An 18,567-nucleotide genomic window follows, 5' to 3' on the forward strand; every position below is an offset into this window, starting at 1 on the left:
ACATTTAATGTTTAGCAAAGATCTAGGTGATTATGAATTTGATCCTCAAAAACGCACGAGTGGTCTCCATGAGCTCGGGAGCCAGTGGTTATCAGCCCTCTTCCCCTCAAGATATCGTTATCGAAAACGGTAAGATCGTGTCCATCTCTTGTTCAAACCAAAGCGTGCTTGCTTCTGAATTAGAACAAGTAAGTGTTGATGGTTCTTTGGATTACGTCACCTATGATTGCAAGAGCAAGCTAGTAACACCTGGGTTAATTGATTGCCACACTCATCTCGTATTTGCAGGGAATCGCGCCAACGAGTTTGAACAACGTTTGAATGGTGTTTCTTACACCGACATCGCCAAGCAAGGCGGCGGCATTCTAGCGACAGTCACTGCAACACGCGCAGCACAAGAATCCGAACTGGTTGAAATGGCCTTGCCGAGACTTGATGGTCTACTAAGAAGTGGCGTAACCAGCATCGAAGTAAAATCTGGTTATGGTTTAACACTTGAAGATGAACTCAAGATGTTACGCGCAGCTAAAGCGTTAGAAAATCATCGAAGAATTAAGATCACCACTACTCTCCTTGCAGCACATGCTGTGCCGCCAGAATATAAAGAGCAGCCCGATCGTTATATTGATCTGGTTTGCCAAGAGATCATTCCTAAAGCAGCAGAGCAAGGCCTAGCCGATGCGGTTGACGTGTTCTGCGAATCTATCGGCTTCAACCTAGAACAAACCGAACGTGTATTTGCAGCAGCCCAAAAACATGGGCTCGCGATTAAAGGCCACACAGAACAGCTTTCTAATATGGGTAGCAGTGCGCTTGCAGCGAAATACGGTGCACTCTCTGTTGACCATGTTGAGTACCTTGATGAAACTGGAGTCAAAGCACTGGCTGAATCAGGCACAGTCGCAACATTACTTCCCGGTGCTTTCTATTTCTTGAAAGAGACTCAACAACCGCCCGTTGCCCTACTTCGTGAACACAACATTCCAATGGCGATCGCGACCGACCTAAACCCCGGCACTTCTCCCTTTGCTGATTTAACACTGATGATGAACATGAGCTGCACCCTATTTGGCACAACGCCTGAAGAAGCGCTACGCGGTGTAACTTGTAACGCTGCGGCCGCCATTGGCGACTCACAAACCAAAGGCAAAGTCGAAGTCGGTTATGCCGCTGATTTAGCTATCTGGAATATCGATCACCCTTCCGACTTAAGCTATCAAGTTGGTGTTCCTCATCTTCATAAACGCATTGTTAGTGGCGAGGTATGTCATGACTCAATCTAAATCCAACGGCATCCAAGATAACACAGCAACCGTACATAACTTTGTATGGACAGGGCGTAATGATCTTGAAGATGGCGCACTCGGCACACGCGTACATCACATTACCAAGCAAGTGCAACATAGTGACTTAAGTAACGAGCTTACTAACAGCGCTATCGCTTTGGTCGGCTTTGCCAGCGATGCCGGTGTTGCAAGAAATAAAGGACGAGTGGGTGCGAAACAAGCCCCCAACCTGATTCGCCAAGCTCTGGCTAATATGGCTTGGCACAGTAACTCACACATTGCGGATCTTGGTGATATCGAGTGCAATGATGGTCAACTCGAAGTCAGCCAAAAACAGTGTGCATCTGTGATTGCCAATGCCTTATCAAAAAACAAAGTGATTACCCTTGGCGGTGGTCATGAAGTGGCTTGGGCATCTTTCCAAGGCCTCGCTGAGCATTTTCATAAAGTGGAAAACCTAGATAAAGCAGAACGCCTTAATAAAGATCAGCCAGTACACAAACCTAAGATCGGCATCGTTAACTTTGATGCTCACTTTGATCTTCGTGAATTTGAAAGCGACATCGCCGACGTTAAGCCCAGTTCAGGCACGCCTTTTAACCAGATCAGCGATTACTGCCACAAACATCAATGGCCATTCCAATACGCTTGCCTTGGCGTGAGTGCCGCTAGTAATACCAAAGCGCTGTTCAACAAAGCAGATCAACTAGGCGTTTGGTATGAACACGACCGCAACATGACCCAAATAAACCAAGTCGCTCAACTGGTTAAGTTACAAAAATTCATCGCTGAGTGTGATTACCTCTATCTCACTATCGACCTAGACGTATTCCCAGCAGCGACTGCGCCGGGCGTAAGTGCACCAGCGGCAAGAGGCGTGAGCTATGAAGCACTCGCTCCTTTCCTAGAACATATTTTCAAACACAGTGAAAAACTCATTATCGCGGACATTGCGGAATACAACCCAGACTACGACATCGATGGCCAAACGGCTCGATTGGCGGCACGTTTGTGTTGGGATATAGCAAGTGCAATGGCCAGTGACTAATCCAGCTATACCGATAACTACAACTACAACGATATAACGTGAAACAGAAGGAATTCCAAAATGACGGAACACCACAACAGTGACCCTCGTCTCGACACGACTCGCGAAATTCGCGCACCTCATGGCACCACTTTGCGCGCTAAATCTTGGTTAACAGAAGCACCACTGCGTATGTTGATGAACAACCTAGACCCTGATGTGGCAGAACACCCACATGCACTGGTTGTGTATGGCGGTATCGGTCGCGCGGCGCGTGATTGGAAGTGTTATGACAAGATTGTTGAAGTATTAGAACGTTTAGAAGACGACCAAACGTTACTTGTTCAATCAGGTAAACCTGTGGGCGTGTTCCCGACTCATAAAAACGCACCTCGCGTACTGATCGCGAATTCTAACCTTGTTCCACACTGGGCGAATTGGGAGCACTTCAACGAGCTCGATAAAGAAGGCTTGATGATGTACGGCCAGATGACAGCAGGCAGCTGGATTTACATTGGCTCACAAGGCATCGTTCAAGGTACTTATGAAACGTTTGTCGCTATCGCGAAGAAGCACTTTCAAGGCGAAGCAAGCGGCAAGTGGGTTCTAACGGGTGGTCTTGGCGGCATGGGTGGTGCTCAACCTCTCGCAGCTACAATGGCTGGCTTCTCGATGATTGCGGTTGAATGTGATGAATCACGAATCGATTACCGCCTACGTACGGGCTATGTCGACAAAAAAGCCACCAGCATCGATGAAGCGATGGCAATGATTAAAGAATCATACTCGCCAATCTCTGTTGGCCTATTAGGCAACGCTGCTGACGTATTCCCAGAACTAGTTGAACGCAATATCACGCCTGACGTAGTCACCGACCAAACCTCTGCCCACGATCCGCTGAACGGCTACTTGCCTCAAGGTTGGGCGATGGAAAAAGCGGCTCAAGAACGTTTAGCTGATGAAGCGAAAGTAGTAAAAGCCGCTAAGCAATCTATGGCGATTCAAGTACAAGCTATGCTAGATCTTCAATACCGTGGCGCTGCGACCGTCGACTACGGCAACAACATTCGCCAAATGGCACTTGAAGAGGGTGTGGAAAACGCATTTGATTTCCCAGGTTTCGTTCCTGCTTATATTCGTCCTTTATTCTGTGAAGGCATCGGTCCATTCCGTTGGGCTGCTCTATCTGGCGACCCTGAAGACATCTACAAAACAGACCAAAAAGTAAAAGAACTGATTCCAGACAACCCACATCTACACAACTGGCTAGATATGGCACGTGAACGCATTCAGTTCCAAGGTCTACCCGCTCGTATTTGTTGGGTCGGTTTGAAAGATCGTGAACGTTTAGGCCAAGCATTCAATGAAATGGTTAAAAATGGCGAACTGAAAGCACCGGTTGTTATCGGTCGTGATCACCTAGATTCAGGCTCAGTAGCAAGCCCGAACCGCGAAACAGAAGGAATGATGGATGGATCAGATGCCGTATCAGATTGGCCTCTATTGAACGCTCTGCTAAATACTGCAGGCGGCGCAACATGGGTTTCTCTGCACCACGGCGGCGGCGTTGGCATGGGCTTCTCACAACACTCCGGAATGGTGATTTGTTGTGACGGCAGTGAAGATGCATCACAGCGCATTGCTCGTGTACTTCACAATGATCCGGCCACAGGCGTTATGCGTCATGCTGATGCGGGTTACGATATTGCCAAGCAATGTGCTAAAGAGCAGAAGCTTGATTTACCTATGCTAAACGAAGAACTTCGTCGCCTTTAATGTCTGGAGAGAACATGTTGAATTTATTACTTAAACCAGGACTTCTTGGCCTACCTGAACTTCGTAAGATTAGCCGTAGCCCTGTGAACTTATCACTCGACCCTGCTGCAATCCCAGATATTGAAGCGAGCATGCACGTTGTCGAACAAGTGATTGCTGAAGATCGCACTGTGTATGGTATCAACACGGGTTTTGGCTTGCTAGCAAATACCAAAATTGCGCCTGAAGATCTCGAAGTACTGCAGAAAAGTATCGTACTGTCTCACGCGGCGGGCATTGGCAAATTCATGTCTGATGAAACTGTGCGTTTGATGATGGTGCTCAAGATTAACAGCTTGTCTCGTGGCTATTCAGGTATCCGACTCAAGGTAATCAACGCTCTTATCGATCTAGTGAACGCACAAGTTTACCCATGTGTTCCACAAAAAGGATCAGTTGGTGCATCTGGAGATCTCGCTCCCCTTGCACACATGAGTACAGTTCTACTAGGTGAAGGCCAAGCACGCCACAACGGCAAAATCATCACCGGCTTAGAAGCAATGCAGATCGCTGGCTTAGAGCCAATCACGCTAGCACCTAAAGAAGGTTTAGCTCTGTTAAACGGCACACAAGCATCGACAGCATTTGCATTAGAAGGTTTGTTTGCAGCTGAAGACTTGTTTGCGTCTGCAACCGTATGTGGCGCGATGTCGGTTGAGGCTGCGCTAGGTAGTCGTCGTCCGTTTGACCCTCGTATACACCGCGTTCGTGGTCACCGTGGCCAAATGGATGCAGCACTTGCTTACCGACATATGCTTGATCAAAAGAGTGAAATTGGCGAATCACATACTTGTTGTGAAAAGGTTCAAGACCCTTACTCACTGCGTTGTCAGCCTCAAGTGATGGGTGCGTGTTTACAGCAAATTCGTAACTCAGCAGAAACCTTAAACATTGAAGCAAATGCCGTATCCGACAACCCGCTTGTTTTCGCTGACGATGGCGACATCATTTCTGGTGGTAACTTCCACGCAGAACCCGTCGCAATGGCTGCGGATAACCTTGCACTAGCGATAGCTGAAATCGGTAGCTTGTCAGAGCGTAGAATGGCGTTGTTGATTGATAGTGCGCTAAGCAAACTTCCACCTTTCTTGGTCGATAACGGCGGAGTGAACTCGGGCTTTATGATTGCTCAAGTAACGTCTGCAGCACTCGCTAGTGAGAACAAAACATTGGCTCACCCGGCATCAATAGACAGCCTACCTACTTCTGCAAACCAAGAAGACCACGTATCAATGGCCACCTTTGCCGCTCGTAGGCTTAGATACATGGCTGAAAATACCCGTGGGATATTGGCAGTAGAATATTTAGCAGCAGCACAAGGGCTAGACTTCCGCGCGCCTAATCTATCTTCTCCTCGTGTGGAAGAAGCGAAACAGATTCTGCGTGAAAAAGTCAGCTTCTACGACAAAGACAGATATTTTGCACCGGATATTGAACAAGCGAACTTATTGCTTAAATTATCCGTCCATAATCACCTCATGCCAGAAGGCACTTTGTGTAGCTTTTAAAGCAAAAACATTCTGAACAACACTCATTAGAGTGTCATATAAACAAGGGCTATCGATTAGCCCTTGTTGCATTGAGCCAAAGGCCATATCTCCCTTAAAATCGTCACATACCATCCAACGTATTTATCTAATTGACTGATATATAAGCAAAGTTAACTGGATAGACCATTAGAACGAAGTTAGTTAGCTATAATCCACCCCAGATTTGATGACTAATAGCGATACTATGTTTCTGACACCTTACTTTTCTACTGAAGACAATCAATTTCAATTCACTCGTGAACAGGCTAGCCACTTTGCTAAAAAAGTAGCCGCTGACTTCAACCCAATTCACGATGAAGACAACAAGCGCTTCTGCGTGCCTGGCGATCTTTTGTTTGCAGTACTTCTGCAAAAAGAAGGCATCAGCCAAAAAATGCGTTTTGATTTTTCTGGTATGGTTGGTAACGGTATTGCGCTTAGCGTTGACAACAAGTGTGAGAAAGAAAGCTCACTGGTTGACGAGAAAGGCAAAGAGTACCTACACATGTCTTGTGAAGGTGAAAAGAGCCACGATCAAGCATTCATCGAGCACGTAGTAACAAACTACGTTAAGTTCTCTGGTATGAACTTCCCACACATCATGGTTCCTCTTATGGAAGAGCAGCAAATGATGATCAACTGCCAACGTCCTCTTGTGATTTACGAGAGCATGGAAGTTGAATTTACTCGCCTAGACCTATCTCACCCAGAAGTTGAATTCTCTGGTGCGACTTTTGATGTTGAAGGCAAGCGTGGCATCGTGACACTGAACTTCGACTTCAAAGAAGACGGCGAAGTTGTCGGTAAAGGCGTGAAGCGCATGGTAGCAAGTGGTCTTAAGCCATACGACCAAGCTTCTGTCGACGACCTAGTAAACCGCTTCAACGAACGCAAAGAGATGTTTCTAGCTCAGTTCGCAGCTGCCGCTTAATCAGCATCCTTATTTACACCACGTGATGTAAATAGCTCAGGAACAAGATCAATAAAGCCCAGCTTGATATCCTCAAGCTGGGCTTTTTTAGTACGTAACCATCAGTCACATAGTTTCGATGGTTATCCGTTAAGCTTTAGTGATGAAAATGATTTTCGTGCAATCAAGCCACCGAAAAGTACGAGTAACCAATGCCAACCCAGTGAACCACCGCTGCCGCCGCCTGAGCTTTTTGCATTCTGCGTGCCCTCAGACTTAGATATCTTTATCTCATCGGTATACGCAAAGTTAGTGATCGTAACTCTGTCGCTCCCTGAAGAACCAGACGAATCTTTCACATATGTAATCATAAAGCTGTTGTCAGCATCTCTAACTAACGGTAGGTTCACCGAACCAGAAAACTCACCAGAGACACTATCAAATTGTTGACCATTACTATAAACCTCAACAAAGTCATAATCAGCTTCAGACGATGCAGTTAGGTCAAACGAAACCGTACCAGCAGGGATCCCCTCAACAATAAGCGCTGTAGATGTGCCGTGGCTAATCGACGGTGAGGCCAACGAATTTCCTTCTGTAATCCAAGCTTGTATGTTGTAAATGCCACTGTTAGGTACGCTGACATAAGAGTTCACAGTATTCGTTACAGATCTCGCCCCTATCACAGAAGCCGTTGAAGTAACCGTGCCTACCAATAAATCAGTGTCAACATTAATACCAAATTCATGTTCACCAATTGAGTTTAGGTCGTAACTAACCACAACTTCACAGCTTTGTCCTGCAGTTAAAATGCTACATCCGTTGTCTGTTATAACAGTATCATTACCTGAAATTGGATAAACACGGTTTACTTGAATGTTTTGATCAGATTTATTTGTGAATTCAAAGGTATGTGAAAGAGGAGCCAATAATTTTGCACCTAGCATCTCCACTTGACGGTAACTAAACCCTGCTTTCTGCTCATCAATCCAATCATCAAAGTAACTAATGTTGGTATAGACACCGTAAGCGTTAGCCTCTGCACATCCTTTACCCCAACTTACAATACCCAGTTGTTCATATACCCCATTAGTCGAGACAACAATTGGACCACCACTGTCACCCTGGCAAGAGTCATAACCACCATCACTGTATCCCGCACAGAATGCATCATTGCCAATAAAGGCATAGCCACTGTGAGGGACACTATTACATTGGTACTGATTAACTAGGGGAACATTAACTTGATACAACTCACTCTTCGATGAATATCCATCTGACGCGTCCTGATCACCCCAGCCCATGACCGTTAGCATTTGGCCGTCATTCAGGTTACCGCGAACATAACCATCAACGAGATTAACCACCGACTCAGTTGGCTTTTCTGCTAGCTCAATAATGGCGATATCATTGCCTGTTGCTGCAGAGTTGTAATATTCATGTACATAAATATTATCAACAGCATATCTATGTTGTGCAGCTTGAGAGGTAGAAAGGTTTGATACGCCAATCACCACATCTAGATCTTCACGACCATTACCTTCCACACAGTGAGCGGCAGTTAATACATATCGCTCACCAATGAAGCTCGCACCACAAAACTGACCGTCATAAGCGTTCACGTTCCTTGAAACTAGCGCTGCCATAAATGGCCAATTACCTTGTGTTGCTTCTTCACCGTTTATAATTCGAGCTGAAACATCTGCCAACACCGACGTTGAAGACAGACTCACTACACAGACACCTAGCGACAACCATTTCGCCTGAACAATTTTCATTACCTAGCCTTTATTCATTTTAATAATGAAGCGCAGACTATTTTATAAAAAATGAATATGAAACTAAAACCACATTTATTTGTGATATAGATCAACCAAATGATAATAATTCTTATCTAATTACTTAATTGTATTTGAATCCACATCAGATCCAGCGCCTAACCTTTTGTTTGTAATCAACATATTCCGCACCGAATAATTGCTCTAGAGCACGCTCTTCTGGCTTGATTTGGAACTGAGTCATGTAAATCACGAATACAAAGCTAAGCAAAACACTGAACAGGTTTTGGAAGAAGTAACCGAAGCAAAACAGTAGGATGAATAGCCCTAGATACATTGGGTTTCGTGTGTAACCAAAAATGCCGCTGTCCACGACTGACGAGGCGGTTTCGACTTTGATCGGATTAACAGTGGTTTTCTGTTTTCGAAACTCCCATATACCTGATATTCCAATGATGCCACTCAATATAATCCCGATGCCGAGCACAACCATTCTATAAGGCAGTGCCAATGTTCCTTGGCTCAACTGCTGAGCACAGAAGTACGAGGCTATGAATACAATAATGAATAGTGCAACGGGTGGTACTTTTAACTCTAGAAATCTCATAGTTTTCCTTATTAACAATTCCATTGTTAGTTTAGAAAAAAGCCCAGCAATTGCTGGGCTAAATGTATTAAAGAATTTTGGCTAGCGCCTGTAATGGGTGGGCAAGCTTCTCACCCTCAAAACGCTTCACTTGGCTTCGACAGGAATAACCCGTCACTAAGCAACGCTCTTTCGGTAAGTCTTGCATCCTTGGCTTCCAACTTAGACCGTATATATCTTTCGACATTTGTAGCTTATCGACTTCGTGCCCGAAGGTGCCCGCCATGCCACAACAGCCGACAGGAACGCTGGTTAACGCAGCGCCAAAGTGTTTAAAGATAGTGCCCCACTCTTTTTCAGCGTTTGGCATCTTGGTCTTCTCTGTACAATGAGCGAACAAGTACCACATCTCTTCACTTACAGAACGCGCTTCAAACTCACCCAACGATGGTAGCAACCATTCGTGCACCGTCAGCACATCAAAGTCTCCGCGCTTGTCAGACAAGATTTCGACGTATTCGTCGCGGTAACAAAGTACCAGAGCTGGATCGACACCCACTAGAGGAATACCGATATCTGCAACCATCGACAAGAAGTCAGCGGTTGATTTCGCTTCACGCGCAAAACGACTTAAGAAACCTTTAATGTGCAGTGCTTTACCGTTTGGCTTAAACGGCAGTAGCACCGGAGTTTTACCAAGCTTCTGAGCCAAGGTAACGAAGTCTTCAACAACCTCCGCATCATAGAAGCTAGTAAACGGGTCTTGAACGATCAACACATGTTGTTTCTTCTGCTCAGAAGAGAGCCCTTCTAGATATTGAAGATCGAAGAGTTGCAGCTCTTTGCTCGCCAGACGATTTTTTAGTGTCGGCACCGACATCAACGGTGCATCGACATAACCGACCGTTTTCGCCGTTGCGGTTTGTATCCACTTTTGACCCAATGCAGCGTTCACTACTTTTGGCGCTTTCGCCATCAGCGGCAGCATGGCTTCAATGTTGGCGACTAAATAATCTTTTGCTGGGCGTTGGTAACGTGAGTAATAGATATTCAAGAATCGAGAACGGAAACTTGGTACATCGACTTTGATCGGGCACTGGCTCGCACACGCTTTACATGCAAGACAACCGTTCATCGCTTCGTGAACTTCATGCGAGAAATCGTATTCATGGCGTTTGTTCATTGTATTACGAACACGCTCCACCATGGTTTTAACTGGTGTATTGTCCTTCAGCGCTTCTTGCTCTAAATCGAGAATATCGACGCCTTGTTCCGTTAATTGACGCAACCACTCTCTTACTAAGCCTGCGCGGCCTTTTGGTGAATGACGACGGTCAGCCGTGACTTTCATCGAAGGACACATTGGCGAGCTAGTATCGTAATTGAAACACAAGCCGTTGCCGTTACATTCCATCGCTTGCTTAAAGCTGTCACGCACTTGTACGTCGATCTGACGGTCGTAGAAGCCACGTTTGGTATCGGTCACTTTCACCAATTCAGCGTCGCTTTCTAATGGCGTACAGATCTTGCCTGGGTTCATCTTGTTGTGGGGGTCAAATGCTGCTTTAACACGTCTTAACTCAGTAAACAGCTCTTCACCAAAGAACTCCGGGCCATACTCAGAACGGAAACCTTTACCGTGCTCACCCCACATCAAGCCGCCGTATTTAGCCACCAGCTTAACCACTTCATCAGAGACTTCGTGCATCAGTGCTTCTTGCATCGGGTCACACAAGTCAAGTGCCGGACGAACGTGTAGTACGCCTGCATCAACGTGACCAAACATGCCGTAGTTCAACTCTTTTGAATCGAGCAGCACTCTAAACTCAGAAATGAAGTCCGCCAAGTTTTCCGGTGGCACACAGGTATCTTCAGCAAAAGCGACCGGCTTAGCTCGGCCTTTCGCCGCACCTAACAGACCCACCGCTTTTTTACGCATGTTGTAGATTCGGCCAATGCTCGCTAAGTCGCTGCACACTTGGAAGCCAATCACACCCGCTTCTTCAGTTTCCAGCATGCTTTCAAGTTGCGCGGTCAGCGCTTGAACTTGCTGTTCAACTTCCGCTTCATCTTGGCCTGCAAACTCAACCATGTTGATGCCAAGCATCTCTTTATTTGGAACATCCATCAGCAGGTCGCTCACGGTGTGCCAAACAATGTCTTGCTTCGCTAGGTTCAATACTCTTGAATCGACTGTCTCTACTGATAACGCTTTCGCTTCTACCATAAACGGAGCATTACGCAGCGCAGAATCAAACGTATTGTATTTCACGTTAACCAGTGTGCGCGCTTTTGGAATCGGCGTGAGGTTCAGCTTTGCTTCCGTAATGAATGCTAATGAACCCTCAGCGCCACATAGGACACGAGTAAGATCAAAGCTATCATCTTCTTCGTTAATCGCATTCTTCAAGTCATAGCCCGTAAGGAAGCGGTTTAACGGAGGGAATTTATTGAGGATTTGAGCGCGCTTATCTCGACAAACGGCTTCAGTGACTGCAAGTGCATGGTGAGCAAATTCACCTTCAGCAGGCAAACCGTGTGATAAATCAGATTCGAGACATGAACCATCTGCGAATACCGCTTGCAGCGACAACACATGATCGGAGGTTTTACCGTACTTCAAAGACCCTTGGCCAGAAGCATCGGTATTAACCATGCCGCCTAAGGTTGCTCGGTTACTGGTTGAAAGGTCTGGAGAGAAGAAGTAACCGTAGGGACGTACAGCATCGTTCAATTGGTCTTTAACGACACCAGACTGAACTCTCACCCAGCCCTCTTTTTCGTTAATTTCAAGAACGTTATTCATGTGTCGTGACATGTCAACCACGACACCTTTCGTCAACGATTGACCGTTGGTTCCGGTACCGCCACCACGAGGTGAAAAAGTCACTCGTTCGTAAGCGGACTGAGCGCCCACTTTACCGATCAAAACAACATCGTTTGTTGTCTTAGGAAGAATGACCGCCTGCGGCAATTGCTGATACACACTGTTATCAGTCGCCACGGCCAAACGGCTCGAATATTGAGACTCAATGTCGCCAGTAAAGCCAGCGCTTTTTAGTTCATCTAAAAAGCGTACGACAACTGGATCGACATCAGCATTGAGTTGAAGTCTTGGTAACATTTGCTTCCTGCCCCTACTTCGCTGATCCTATCAGCATTGGGTTATCTGAGATTTTTAATAATTTTCTTTGAATTTCGTCACTTTACTACTATTAAGATCATATAAAAAGATGATCAAATCAGAATCTGAATGCAAGAATGGAGAAATAGTCACTTTCGTCTTAATTCAGTCGCGATATACTGGATAACATTTTGTTTAAGACATCTCCATGAGCACATAACAATGAAAAAAAACAAAACAGTCACAACTGAAGATATTCTTCTTAAGCTATGCCAATCAGTATCAAGCGTACTCACTTCAGCGACGGCTTCTCAGGTGTCCTATTCAGCTATGGTGCAAAAGATTAACAAGACCAGTCTTAAACCAGATTTTGGTTGCTTCGTTTTATTTGACGGCGGCTTTTCTGGTCTTGTTGTTATCAATTTTACGTCTAAAGCGGCGCTAGAGATCTATACCAATTACATGCGTAACATGGGCATGCCAGAAGATGAGCTCGCAGTGCTTCACACGTCTGACGAAGTGGGCGATGTTTTGGGTGAATTAATGAACCAGCTAGTTGGTGATTTCACGAACAAAATTCGCAAAGAACTGCAAACCAACATCACGCAGAACCAACCGAAAATGCTGGCACTGAACAAGCAAGTTAACCTTTCAGTTGATACTAACCTCGATCGTCCACAAGCTCGTCGTGTGACTTTCTCGACGGCGAACAACAACATCTTCTATCTTGAGCTTGCAATGGATAAGACAGAATTCATCCAATTGGAAGAATTTGAAATCGCTGAAGACGAATGCCCAGATAGCATTCTTGAAGCGACTCAGAAAAAAATGCAAGAAGCGAACAAACCAGCACAAAGCTCAGGTAACGATGCAGCAGCAGATCTACTCGATGAACTTGGGATCTAGTTTGCTAAAGCTCTAGCCATAATGACAAATTGTGTCACTAACGCCATCAATGCTCTTGATGGCGTTTTTTATTGCCCCTCAACATTGCCTTCCGCACTCCCATCAGAGCCCTTTTAATACGATCCAAACCAGTTTGGGCTTTCTGTTATCTGACAAAACATGTAAAATGTCGGACTTTTCAAAATTTGCGGTAATGATTAAGTAGTCGATGGATAAGAAAAAAGCCCTAAAGAAAATAGCCAAGTGTCTTGAGCTTGGAAATTCAGCAAACGTCAACGAAGCAGCCAATGCAATAAAGATGGCGCATAACTTGATGCTGAAATATGGTCTCGAGAAAGACGATATTGAATTTATCAAAATGGGGAAAACTCAATCCAGTCACCTGTTGCCGGCAAACATCAGCTCTACTCTGCTGCGCGTTATTCGTGGTATCAACACTAAGTTTGGCGTAGAAGCCGTGTTACTGAACCACAAAGGCCTTAAGCGTGTGGAATTCATTGGTGAAGCCGACCGCGCTATCTTTGCTGCCTTTGCTTTCGACATCATTTATCGTGAATTGAACGAGCATACTGGCCAATTCAGAAACAGCTTTGCGGGATCAGGTACAGGTTCACTGGAAGTTACTCGTCGCGTAAATTCTTACGTTTCAGGCTGGGTAGAAGGTGCGCTTGAAAAATTGCCAACCATTACCCCGGACGACGAGTCAAACAACAAAATCAATAACTATATTGATAAAGAATTTGAAAATATTGACCGTGAAACCTTCAAACAACAACTAAGAGAAGCGATGAAAAACCTCACCGCTGACTACGAAGTTGGTTTGAAAAAAGGTCGCAAGTTGTCTGTTAATCGTCCAGTTGGCGGTGCCCAAGCAGTTAAAAAGATAACTAAATCATAGTGCCACTTTACATTGCTTCAACGTATTGATAAAAAACATCATTAAGACTTACAGGACTAATTGTTGTCATTCATTACTTATATGTTTGACAGAAGTACATGATGGAGAAATACGTTGAAAAAAATCACACTAGCCCTCGCGCTTACTGTCGCTCTAACGGGTTGTCAGGCAACTCAACGCCAAAACGCTACAACTGGCGAATCTGAGACTAACTCTGCAACTCAAGGCGCTCTAATTGGTGCAATAGCTGGTGCCGTTGCTGGTGCTGCTACTGGTGACAACTCTAAAGATCGTGGTAAACGTGCACTGATTGGTGCGGCAGGTGGTGCAGCTGTTGGCGGTGGTATTGGTTACTACTTTGACCGACAAGAAGCGGCACTTCGTGAAGAGCTAATGAACTCTGGCGTTCAAGTAGAGCGTGTTGGTGAAAATCAACTGCTACTTCGTCTAGAAAACGGTATTGGCTTCGAATCAAGTTCTTACGCTTTAGAATCAAGCATTCACAACACACTTCGCGGTGTTGCTCGTATCTTAGTTGAATACCCAGACACTAGCCTAGTGATTGAAGGTCACACTGACAGCACTGGCAGCGAATCATCGAACCAAATCCTTTCTGAGCGTCGTGCTGAATCTGTTCGTGCATTCTTGATTTCTCAAGATGTCGCTGCAGGCCGTGCCATTGCTCGTGGTAACGGTGAACGTTACCCTCTATGTGACAACAACACGTCTCAAGGTCGTGCTTGTAACCGTCGCGTAGAAATTCAAATCTTGCCACTTAAGTAGCACGATTAAAGCCCAGTTACCTTTATCTATTGAATTAACCACTATATAGTTGCTTGTCATTCGTATCGCTTATTTTAAGCGTTACGACTTAACACTCAGCCACATAGCGTATTCATACTGATACATCGGCACTGGGCTTTTTTACGAGACTTATTCTTTTGCTTATCTTATCCAACTTCCGGTCATCGTCACTTCTTAGAACTCTATTTCTAGCCCTAGTCTTTTCCACGGTACAATTGTTCGTCCCACATTTCGTTCATGCTGAAAGCAGTGCTGAACTTTCGTTAGCTCTACAACCTCAAGATCGACAACCTCAAGACTCAAGGTCTCAGTATCAATTAGCCCAATCGTATGAACTGGGGACTGACGTGCCTAAAAACATCGATGATGCACTCTATTGGTACTCACAATCAGCGGATAACGGCAATCCAGATGCGCAATTTAAACTGGGTGAATGGTACTTGGCAGGAACAAGTGTCGAGCAAGATAACAAACTCGCCTTGGAATGGTTCATCAAAGCGGCGCTACAAGGCAACAAACGCGCTCCCAATGAAGTGGCAAAGATCTATGAGTCCTCACTAGATAAAGAGCTACTGCAACCGTTAGATGCGGCGCAGTTATGGTATGAAGCGGCCTTAAAAGACAACCCGAATGCAGAAGAGGGCTACATCCGTGTTCTAGAAGCACAATTCAACCAACAGCGTGCCAAGCAAATCTCTTCGATTGAACAGCTCAATGACAGCATCGACTCTGAAATAGACACCAGTCAGGTGCTATCTCAGCAAGCGCAATCTAGCCAAATGCAATCTAACCAAGCGAAGCACTCTAACCTCTCCAGCTCTAATCTAACCAGCTCTGACTATATGATTGGCGCAGTGCTGGCCGTTTTGATTGCGATAGTGAGTATCAGCGCGACTCTGGTTATATCGCGAAAGCGACAGATCCTGAAATCTGGTGAGTTGAATCAGCAGCAACAGACACTTGAAGCGCAACTTAACGCGAAAGACTTCACCATTAAGCAGCAAAAGCGCCAGCTTCAAACCATCTATAACGAATTAAAGAAGCAGAAAAACAACAAAGGTCTGAATGCCTTGCAAGTAGCCTGCGCTCTATTTGGGTACACACCTAGCTCTATTCCTGACCAAAAAAGCATTAAGATTCGATACAAACAACTATCTAAAATCTATCACCCTGACGGTCAAGGATGTGACGAAGAAATGAAACGTTTGAACAATGCGCTAAAAACCATTTTACAAAATGTTACAAAACCGTAAACAACTACACATGTTCATTTTCCAAGATCGCAAAGATACCGATTTTATTAGTGTTGCAATCGATCCCCCTCTCAAAAACGGGTAACAAACTATTAACTAATGGGTCTTACTTGTGTCATAATTTGCGCCGAAAATACACCTGACTTAAACAGGTGAGGAGAAAATATGTTCACAATAGAAGGCGTTTGTGATTGGTGCAAAAAGCCAAGCCTAGTAAAAAAGCACGACTACCTAGATGGTAAGTGTCATCATGCATGTAAAGAGTGCAATGATATTGCAACCATTGATGTTCGCCAGTTCAATATTGGTGAAATGGAAATGAGAACAAAACTCTCCCAAGCGACACTGAGATAAGTAACACCGTTGAAATATAAGAAAGCGCCCAAGGCGCTTTTTTTGTATCTGGGATTTATCTTCTTATCTTCTTATCTTCTTATCTTCTTATCTTCTTATCTTCTTATCTTCTTATCTTCTTATCTTCTATACAGGTGTATACAGTACTTTTCTGTAAAAACTACTGTATACACCTGTATAGAAATCACATTTTTTCAATTTATGAGACAAAATATAAAAATCAGTCAAATTCAATTTTTGCTAAAATATCAATAGCTTAATTAAAAAACACTTACTAAACCGGAAGAAAACGACCAATAATCCCACAAAAACCGCTTGATCTTATAAGCAACAAAAACTACTGTATACACATACAGCATGTATATAAGGACAGCAAAATGATTCAAGCACACGTTAAAGCCCAACACTCTAGCCCGCTAGTTCACTGCGCATTTACATCAGTTTCTCGTAAAAGCAAAAACTCAAACGAGGAAGCGTTGTTCGCAAGAATGGCGTTGCTGTCCAATCAACATCAATGGTTGCTGTTTACTGCTCAAACGCCAAGACCATCAGCTAAGCAGCTTAAGCAACACAATGTTTGCTGCGAGCGTGTTATCCATATGAAAGCGTCGAACCAAATGAATGAAGTAGAGACCGTCGAGAAAGCAATACGCTCAGGAAACGCGAGCGCAATCGTTGCAAGTACGTCTATCGACTCATTCAGCCAACAATACCTAAGAACGTTAGGCCAACGCTTTCAATGCGAAGTGTTCTTCATTGATGAAACTTCAGAGCGTATTCACTAAGCTAACCTCGCTTAGCAATTTGGCTTAACCATTTAGCTCAGAAACATAGCTCAATCTTTTAGCTAATAAACATAGCGCCAAAACACAGCTCAACAGACTGCCTTCCCCTGCCCTACAATTCGCTAATTTTCTAGCGAATAGTTAGGCGGGGGTTTTTATTTGATCAATAGAATTAGCAATCGTTTGCTTTTTATCTGGAAGCAAATAATAGATTGGGTATAATGCCCGTCTAATCATGTGCACACCGCACTTCTCTGTATGACGTTTGATAAAAGATAGGAATGTCTAAATGAGCCTTGCTGATCAAGTTCTTGCCGTAAATGATGACCTACCAATCCGTACTGACAAACCTGTCCACAGTGGCAAGGTTCGTTCGGTCTACTGGTTAACTGAAGAAGATAGCCAACGACTAATTAAAGAGAAAGGCTACAATGTAGCGCCAGATGCGCCTTTAGCCATCATGGTGATCAGTGATCGTATCTCTGCGTTTGATTGTATTTGGCGTGGTGAAGGTAATCTTAAAGGTGTCCCAGGTAAGGGAGCAGCTCTGAATGCTATCTCTAACCACTGGTTCAAATTGTTTAAAGACAACGGCCTTGCTGACAGTCATATTCTTGATATCCCCCACCCATTCGTATGGATTGTACAAAAAGCTCGCCCAGTCATGATCGAAGCGATTTGTCGTCAATACATCACAGGATCTATGTGGCGTGCATACGCGAACGGCGAACGTGAATTCTGCGGTATCGAGATGCCTGAAGGCCTTGAGAAAGACAAAAAGCTACCTGAGCTTCTAATCACGCCTTCTACAAAAGGGATTTTGAAAGGGATTCCTGGTGTACCAGAAGCTGACGATGTGAACATCACTCGCAACAACATTGAAGACAACTTCGCAGCGTTCAACTTTACTCAAGCAAGTGACATTGCGCATTACGAGAAACTTCTAAAAGAAGGCTTCAACGTAATTAGCCAAGCACTCGCAAACGTCGATCAAACCTTTGTCGATACCAAGTTTGAGTTCGGCTACGTGAACGATGCTCAAGGTAAAGAAAAGCTGATCTACATGGACGAAGTCGGTACTCCAGACTCATCTCGTATTTGGGATACTCAAGAGTACAACAAAGGCAACATCGTCGAGAACTCGAAAGAAGGTTTCCGTCAGTTCCTACTCAACTACTTCCCTGATGCGGACATTCTGTTGAACAAAGAACGCATGCCAGAGCGTGAAGCTCTAGCTCGTGACAATGAACTACCTTTGGATGCATTGATGTCTCTTTCTCGTACTTACCTTGATATCGCAGCGAAAATCACCGGTGGCGAGATTGTATTAAGCGACAATCCGAAGCAAGAAATCATTGATGTGCTTCGTGCCGATTACGGACTAATCGATTAGTCGACCAATCGCACGCTAGAAAGCTGATAAGTTAATGATCTAGCTAGTAAGCACAAATTTTAGATACTAAAAGGGCCTCAATATTGAGGCCCTTTTTACGATGTAGATTTCATTAAAGC

15 protein-coding genes are annotated in these 18,567 nt (G+C 44.7%); 12 read left to right on the top strand and 3 right to left on the bottom strand.

Going from position 1 to position 18,567, the window contains the following annotated elements; translation table 11 throughout:
- The first annotated feature begins 32 nt into the window (after positions 1-32).
- From hutI to QUF19_RS10170, 5 genes are all read left to right on the top strand, one after another.
- Positions 33-1,283, top strand: coding sequence for an imidazolonepropionase (gene hutI, locus QUF19_RS10150; RefSeq protein ID WP_286292678.1), 1,251 nt, complete (start codon positions 33-35; stop codon positions 1,281-1,283).
- Positions 1,270-2,334, top strand: coding sequence for a formimidoylglutamase (hutG, locus tag QUF19_RS10155; RefSeq protein ID WP_286292680.1), 1,065 nt, complete (start codon positions 1,270-1,272; stop codon positions 2,332-2,334). Before hutI ends, hutG begins: the two co-directional genes overlap by 14 nt.
- A gap of 60 nt (positions 2,335-2,394) precedes the next feature.
- Complete coding sequence (gene hutU / locus QUF19_RS10160) at positions 2,395-4,089, top strand: urocanate hydratase (protein ID WP_286292682.1); 1,695 nt, start codon at positions 2,395-2,397, stop codon at positions 4,087-4,089.
- A 14-nt stretch (positions 4,090-4,103) separates the two neighbouring features.
- On the top strand, positions 4,104-5,636 hold the full coding sequence (gene hutH / locus QUF19_RS10165; RefSeq protein WP_017085756.1) for a histidine ammonia-lyase: 1,533 nt from the start codon (positions 4,104-4,106) through the stop codon (positions 5,634-5,636).
- A gap of 226 nt (positions 5,637-5,862) precedes the next feature.
- Complete coding sequence (locus QUF19_RS10170) at positions 5,863-6,588, top strand: DUF3581 domain-containing protein (protein WP_010438254.1); 726 nt, start codon at positions 5,863-5,865, stop codon at positions 6,586-6,588.
- Positions 6,589-6,710: 122 nt separating this feature from the next.
- On the opposite strand, the gene QUF19_RS10175 is transcribed toward QUF19_RS10170, so the two are convergent.
- The 3 genes from QUF19_RS10175 to ydiJ form a co-directional block, all read right to left on the bottom strand.
- Complete coding sequence (locus QUF19_RS10175; protein ID WP_286298868.1) at positions 6,711-8,339, bottom strand: trypsin-like serine protease; 1,629 nt, start codon at positions 8,337-8,339, stop codon at positions 6,711-6,713.
- A 151-nt stretch (positions 8,340-8,490) separates the two neighbouring features.
- Positions 8,491-8,952, bottom strand: coding sequence for a methyltransferase family protein (locus QUF19_RS10180; protein WP_286292704.1), 462 nt, complete (start codon positions 8,950-8,952; stop codon positions 8,491-8,493).
- A gap of 67 nt (positions 8,953-9,019) precedes the next feature.
- The gene (ydiJ, locus tag QUF19_RS10185) at positions 9,020-12,055 is read right to left on the bottom strand and encodes a D-2-hydroxyglutarate dehydrogenase YdiJ (RefSeq protein WP_286292706.1); all 3,036 of its coding nucleotides are present in this window, start codon (positions 12,053-12,055) and stop codon (positions 9,020-9,022) included.
- 222 nt (positions 12,056-12,277) lie between these two features.
- Between ydiJ and QUF19_RS10190 the strand changes: the two genes are divergently transcribed.
- The 7 genes from QUF19_RS10190 (at position 12,278) to QUF19_RS10220 (ending at position 18,448) form a co-directional block, all read left to right on the top strand.
- Positions 12,278-12,961 (top strand): DUF3334 family protein, encoded by a 684-nt coding sequence (locus QUF19_RS10190; protein WP_017106717.1) that lies wholly within the window; start codon positions 12,278-12,280, stop codon positions 12,959-12,961.
- A 208-nt stretch (positions 12,962-13,169) separates the two neighbouring features.
- On the top strand, positions 13,170-13,859 hold the full coding sequence (locus tag QUF19_RS10195; protein WP_029223537.1) for a DUF2786 domain-containing protein: 690 nt from the start codon (positions 13,170-13,172) through the stop codon (positions 13,857-13,859).
- Between the two features lie 114 nt (positions 13,860-13,973).
- On the top strand, positions 13,974-14,642 hold the full coding sequence (locus QUF19_RS10200; protein ID WP_065111151.1) for a YiaD family glycine zipper/OmpA-like lipoprotein: 669 nt from the start codon (positions 13,974-13,976) through the stop codon (positions 14,640-14,642).
- 158 nt (positions 14,643-14,800) lie between these two features.
- Positions 14,801-15,916: a tetratricopeptide repeat protein gene (locus QUF19_RS10205; RefSeq protein ID WP_286292718.1), complete on the top strand. Its 1,116-nt coding sequence runs from the start codon at positions 14,801-14,803 to the stop codon at positions 15,914-15,916.
- 165 nt (positions 15,917-16,081) lie between these two features.
- Positions 16,082-16,270: a hypothetical protein gene (locus QUF19_RS10210; RefSeq protein WP_017078672.1), complete on the top strand. Its 189-nt coding sequence runs from the start codon at positions 16,082-16,084 to the stop codon at positions 16,268-16,270.
- Positions 16,271-16,647: 377 nt separating this feature from the next.
- Positions 16,648-17,055 carry a SulA-like leucine-rich domain-containing protein gene (locus QUF19_RS10215; RefSeq protein ID WP_017106714.1) on the top strand — a complete coding sequence of 136 codons (408 nt, stop codon included), beginning with the start codon at positions 16,648-16,650 and terminating at the stop codon, positions 17,053-17,055.
- A 289-nt stretch (positions 17,056-17,344) separates the two neighbouring features.
- Positions 17,345-18,448, top strand: coding sequence for a phosphoribosylaminoimidazolesuccinocarboxamide synthase (locus QUF19_RS10220; RefSeq protein WP_017110912.1), 1,104 nt, complete (start codon positions 17,345-17,347; stop codon positions 18,446-18,448).
- The last annotated feature ends 119 nt before the right edge of the window (positions 18,449-18,567 follow it).

This window comes from Vibrio sp. FE10 (assembly GCF_030297155.1).
Taxonomy (GTDB): domain Bacteria; phylum Pseudomonadota; class Gammaproteobacteria; order Enterobacterales; family Vibrionaceae; genus Vibrio; species Vibrio apostichopi.

Excerpts from the sequence above, each read along its gene's own strand:
- hutI (WP_286292678.1), top strand. The coding sequence starts at position 33 with ATGAATTTGATCCTCAAAAACGCACGAGTGGTCTCCATGAGCTCGGGA.
- hutG (WP_286292680.1), top strand. The coding sequence starts at position 1,270 with ATGACTCAATCTAAATCCAACGGCATCCAAGATAACACAGCAACCGTA.
- hutU (WP_286292682.1), top strand. The coding sequence starts at position 2,395 with ATGACGGAACACCACAACAGTGACCCTCGTCTCGACACGACTCGCGAA.
- hutH (WP_017085756.1), top strand. The coding sequence starts at position 4,104 with ATGTTGAATTTATTACTTAAACCAGGACTTCTTGGCCTACCTGAACTT.
- QUF19_RS10170 (WP_010438254.1), top strand. The coding sequence starts at position 5,863 with ATGTTTCTGACACCTTACTTTTCTACTGAAGACAATCAATTTCAATTC.
- QUF19_RS10180 (WP_286292704.1), bottom strand. The coding sequence starts at position 8,952 with ATGAGATTTCTAGAGTTAAAAGTACCACCCGTTGCACTATTCATTATT.
- ydiJ (WP_286292706.1), bottom strand. The coding sequence starts at position 12,055 with ATGTTACCAAGACTTCAACTCAATGCTGATGTCGATCCAGTTGTCGTA.
- QUF19_RS10190 (WP_017106717.1), top strand. The coding sequence starts at position 12,278 with ATGAAAAAAAACAAAACAGTCACAACTGAAGATATTCTTCTTAAGCTA.
- QUF19_RS10195 (WP_029223537.1), top strand. The coding sequence starts at position 13,170 with ATGGATAAGAAAAAAGCCCTAAAGAAAATAGCCAAGTGTCTTGAGCTT.
- QUF19_RS10210 (WP_017078672.1), top strand. The coding sequence starts at position 16,082 with ATGTTCACAATAGAAGGCGTTTGTGATTGGTGCAAAAAGCCAAGCCTA.
- QUF19_RS10215 (WP_017106714.1), top strand. The coding sequence starts at position 16,648 with ATGATTCAAGCACACGTTAAAGCCCAACACTCTAGCCCGCTAGTTCAC.
- QUF19_RS10220 (WP_017110912.1), top strand. The coding sequence starts at position 17,345 with ATGAGCCTTGCTGATCAAGTTCTTGCCGTAAATGATGACCTACCAATC.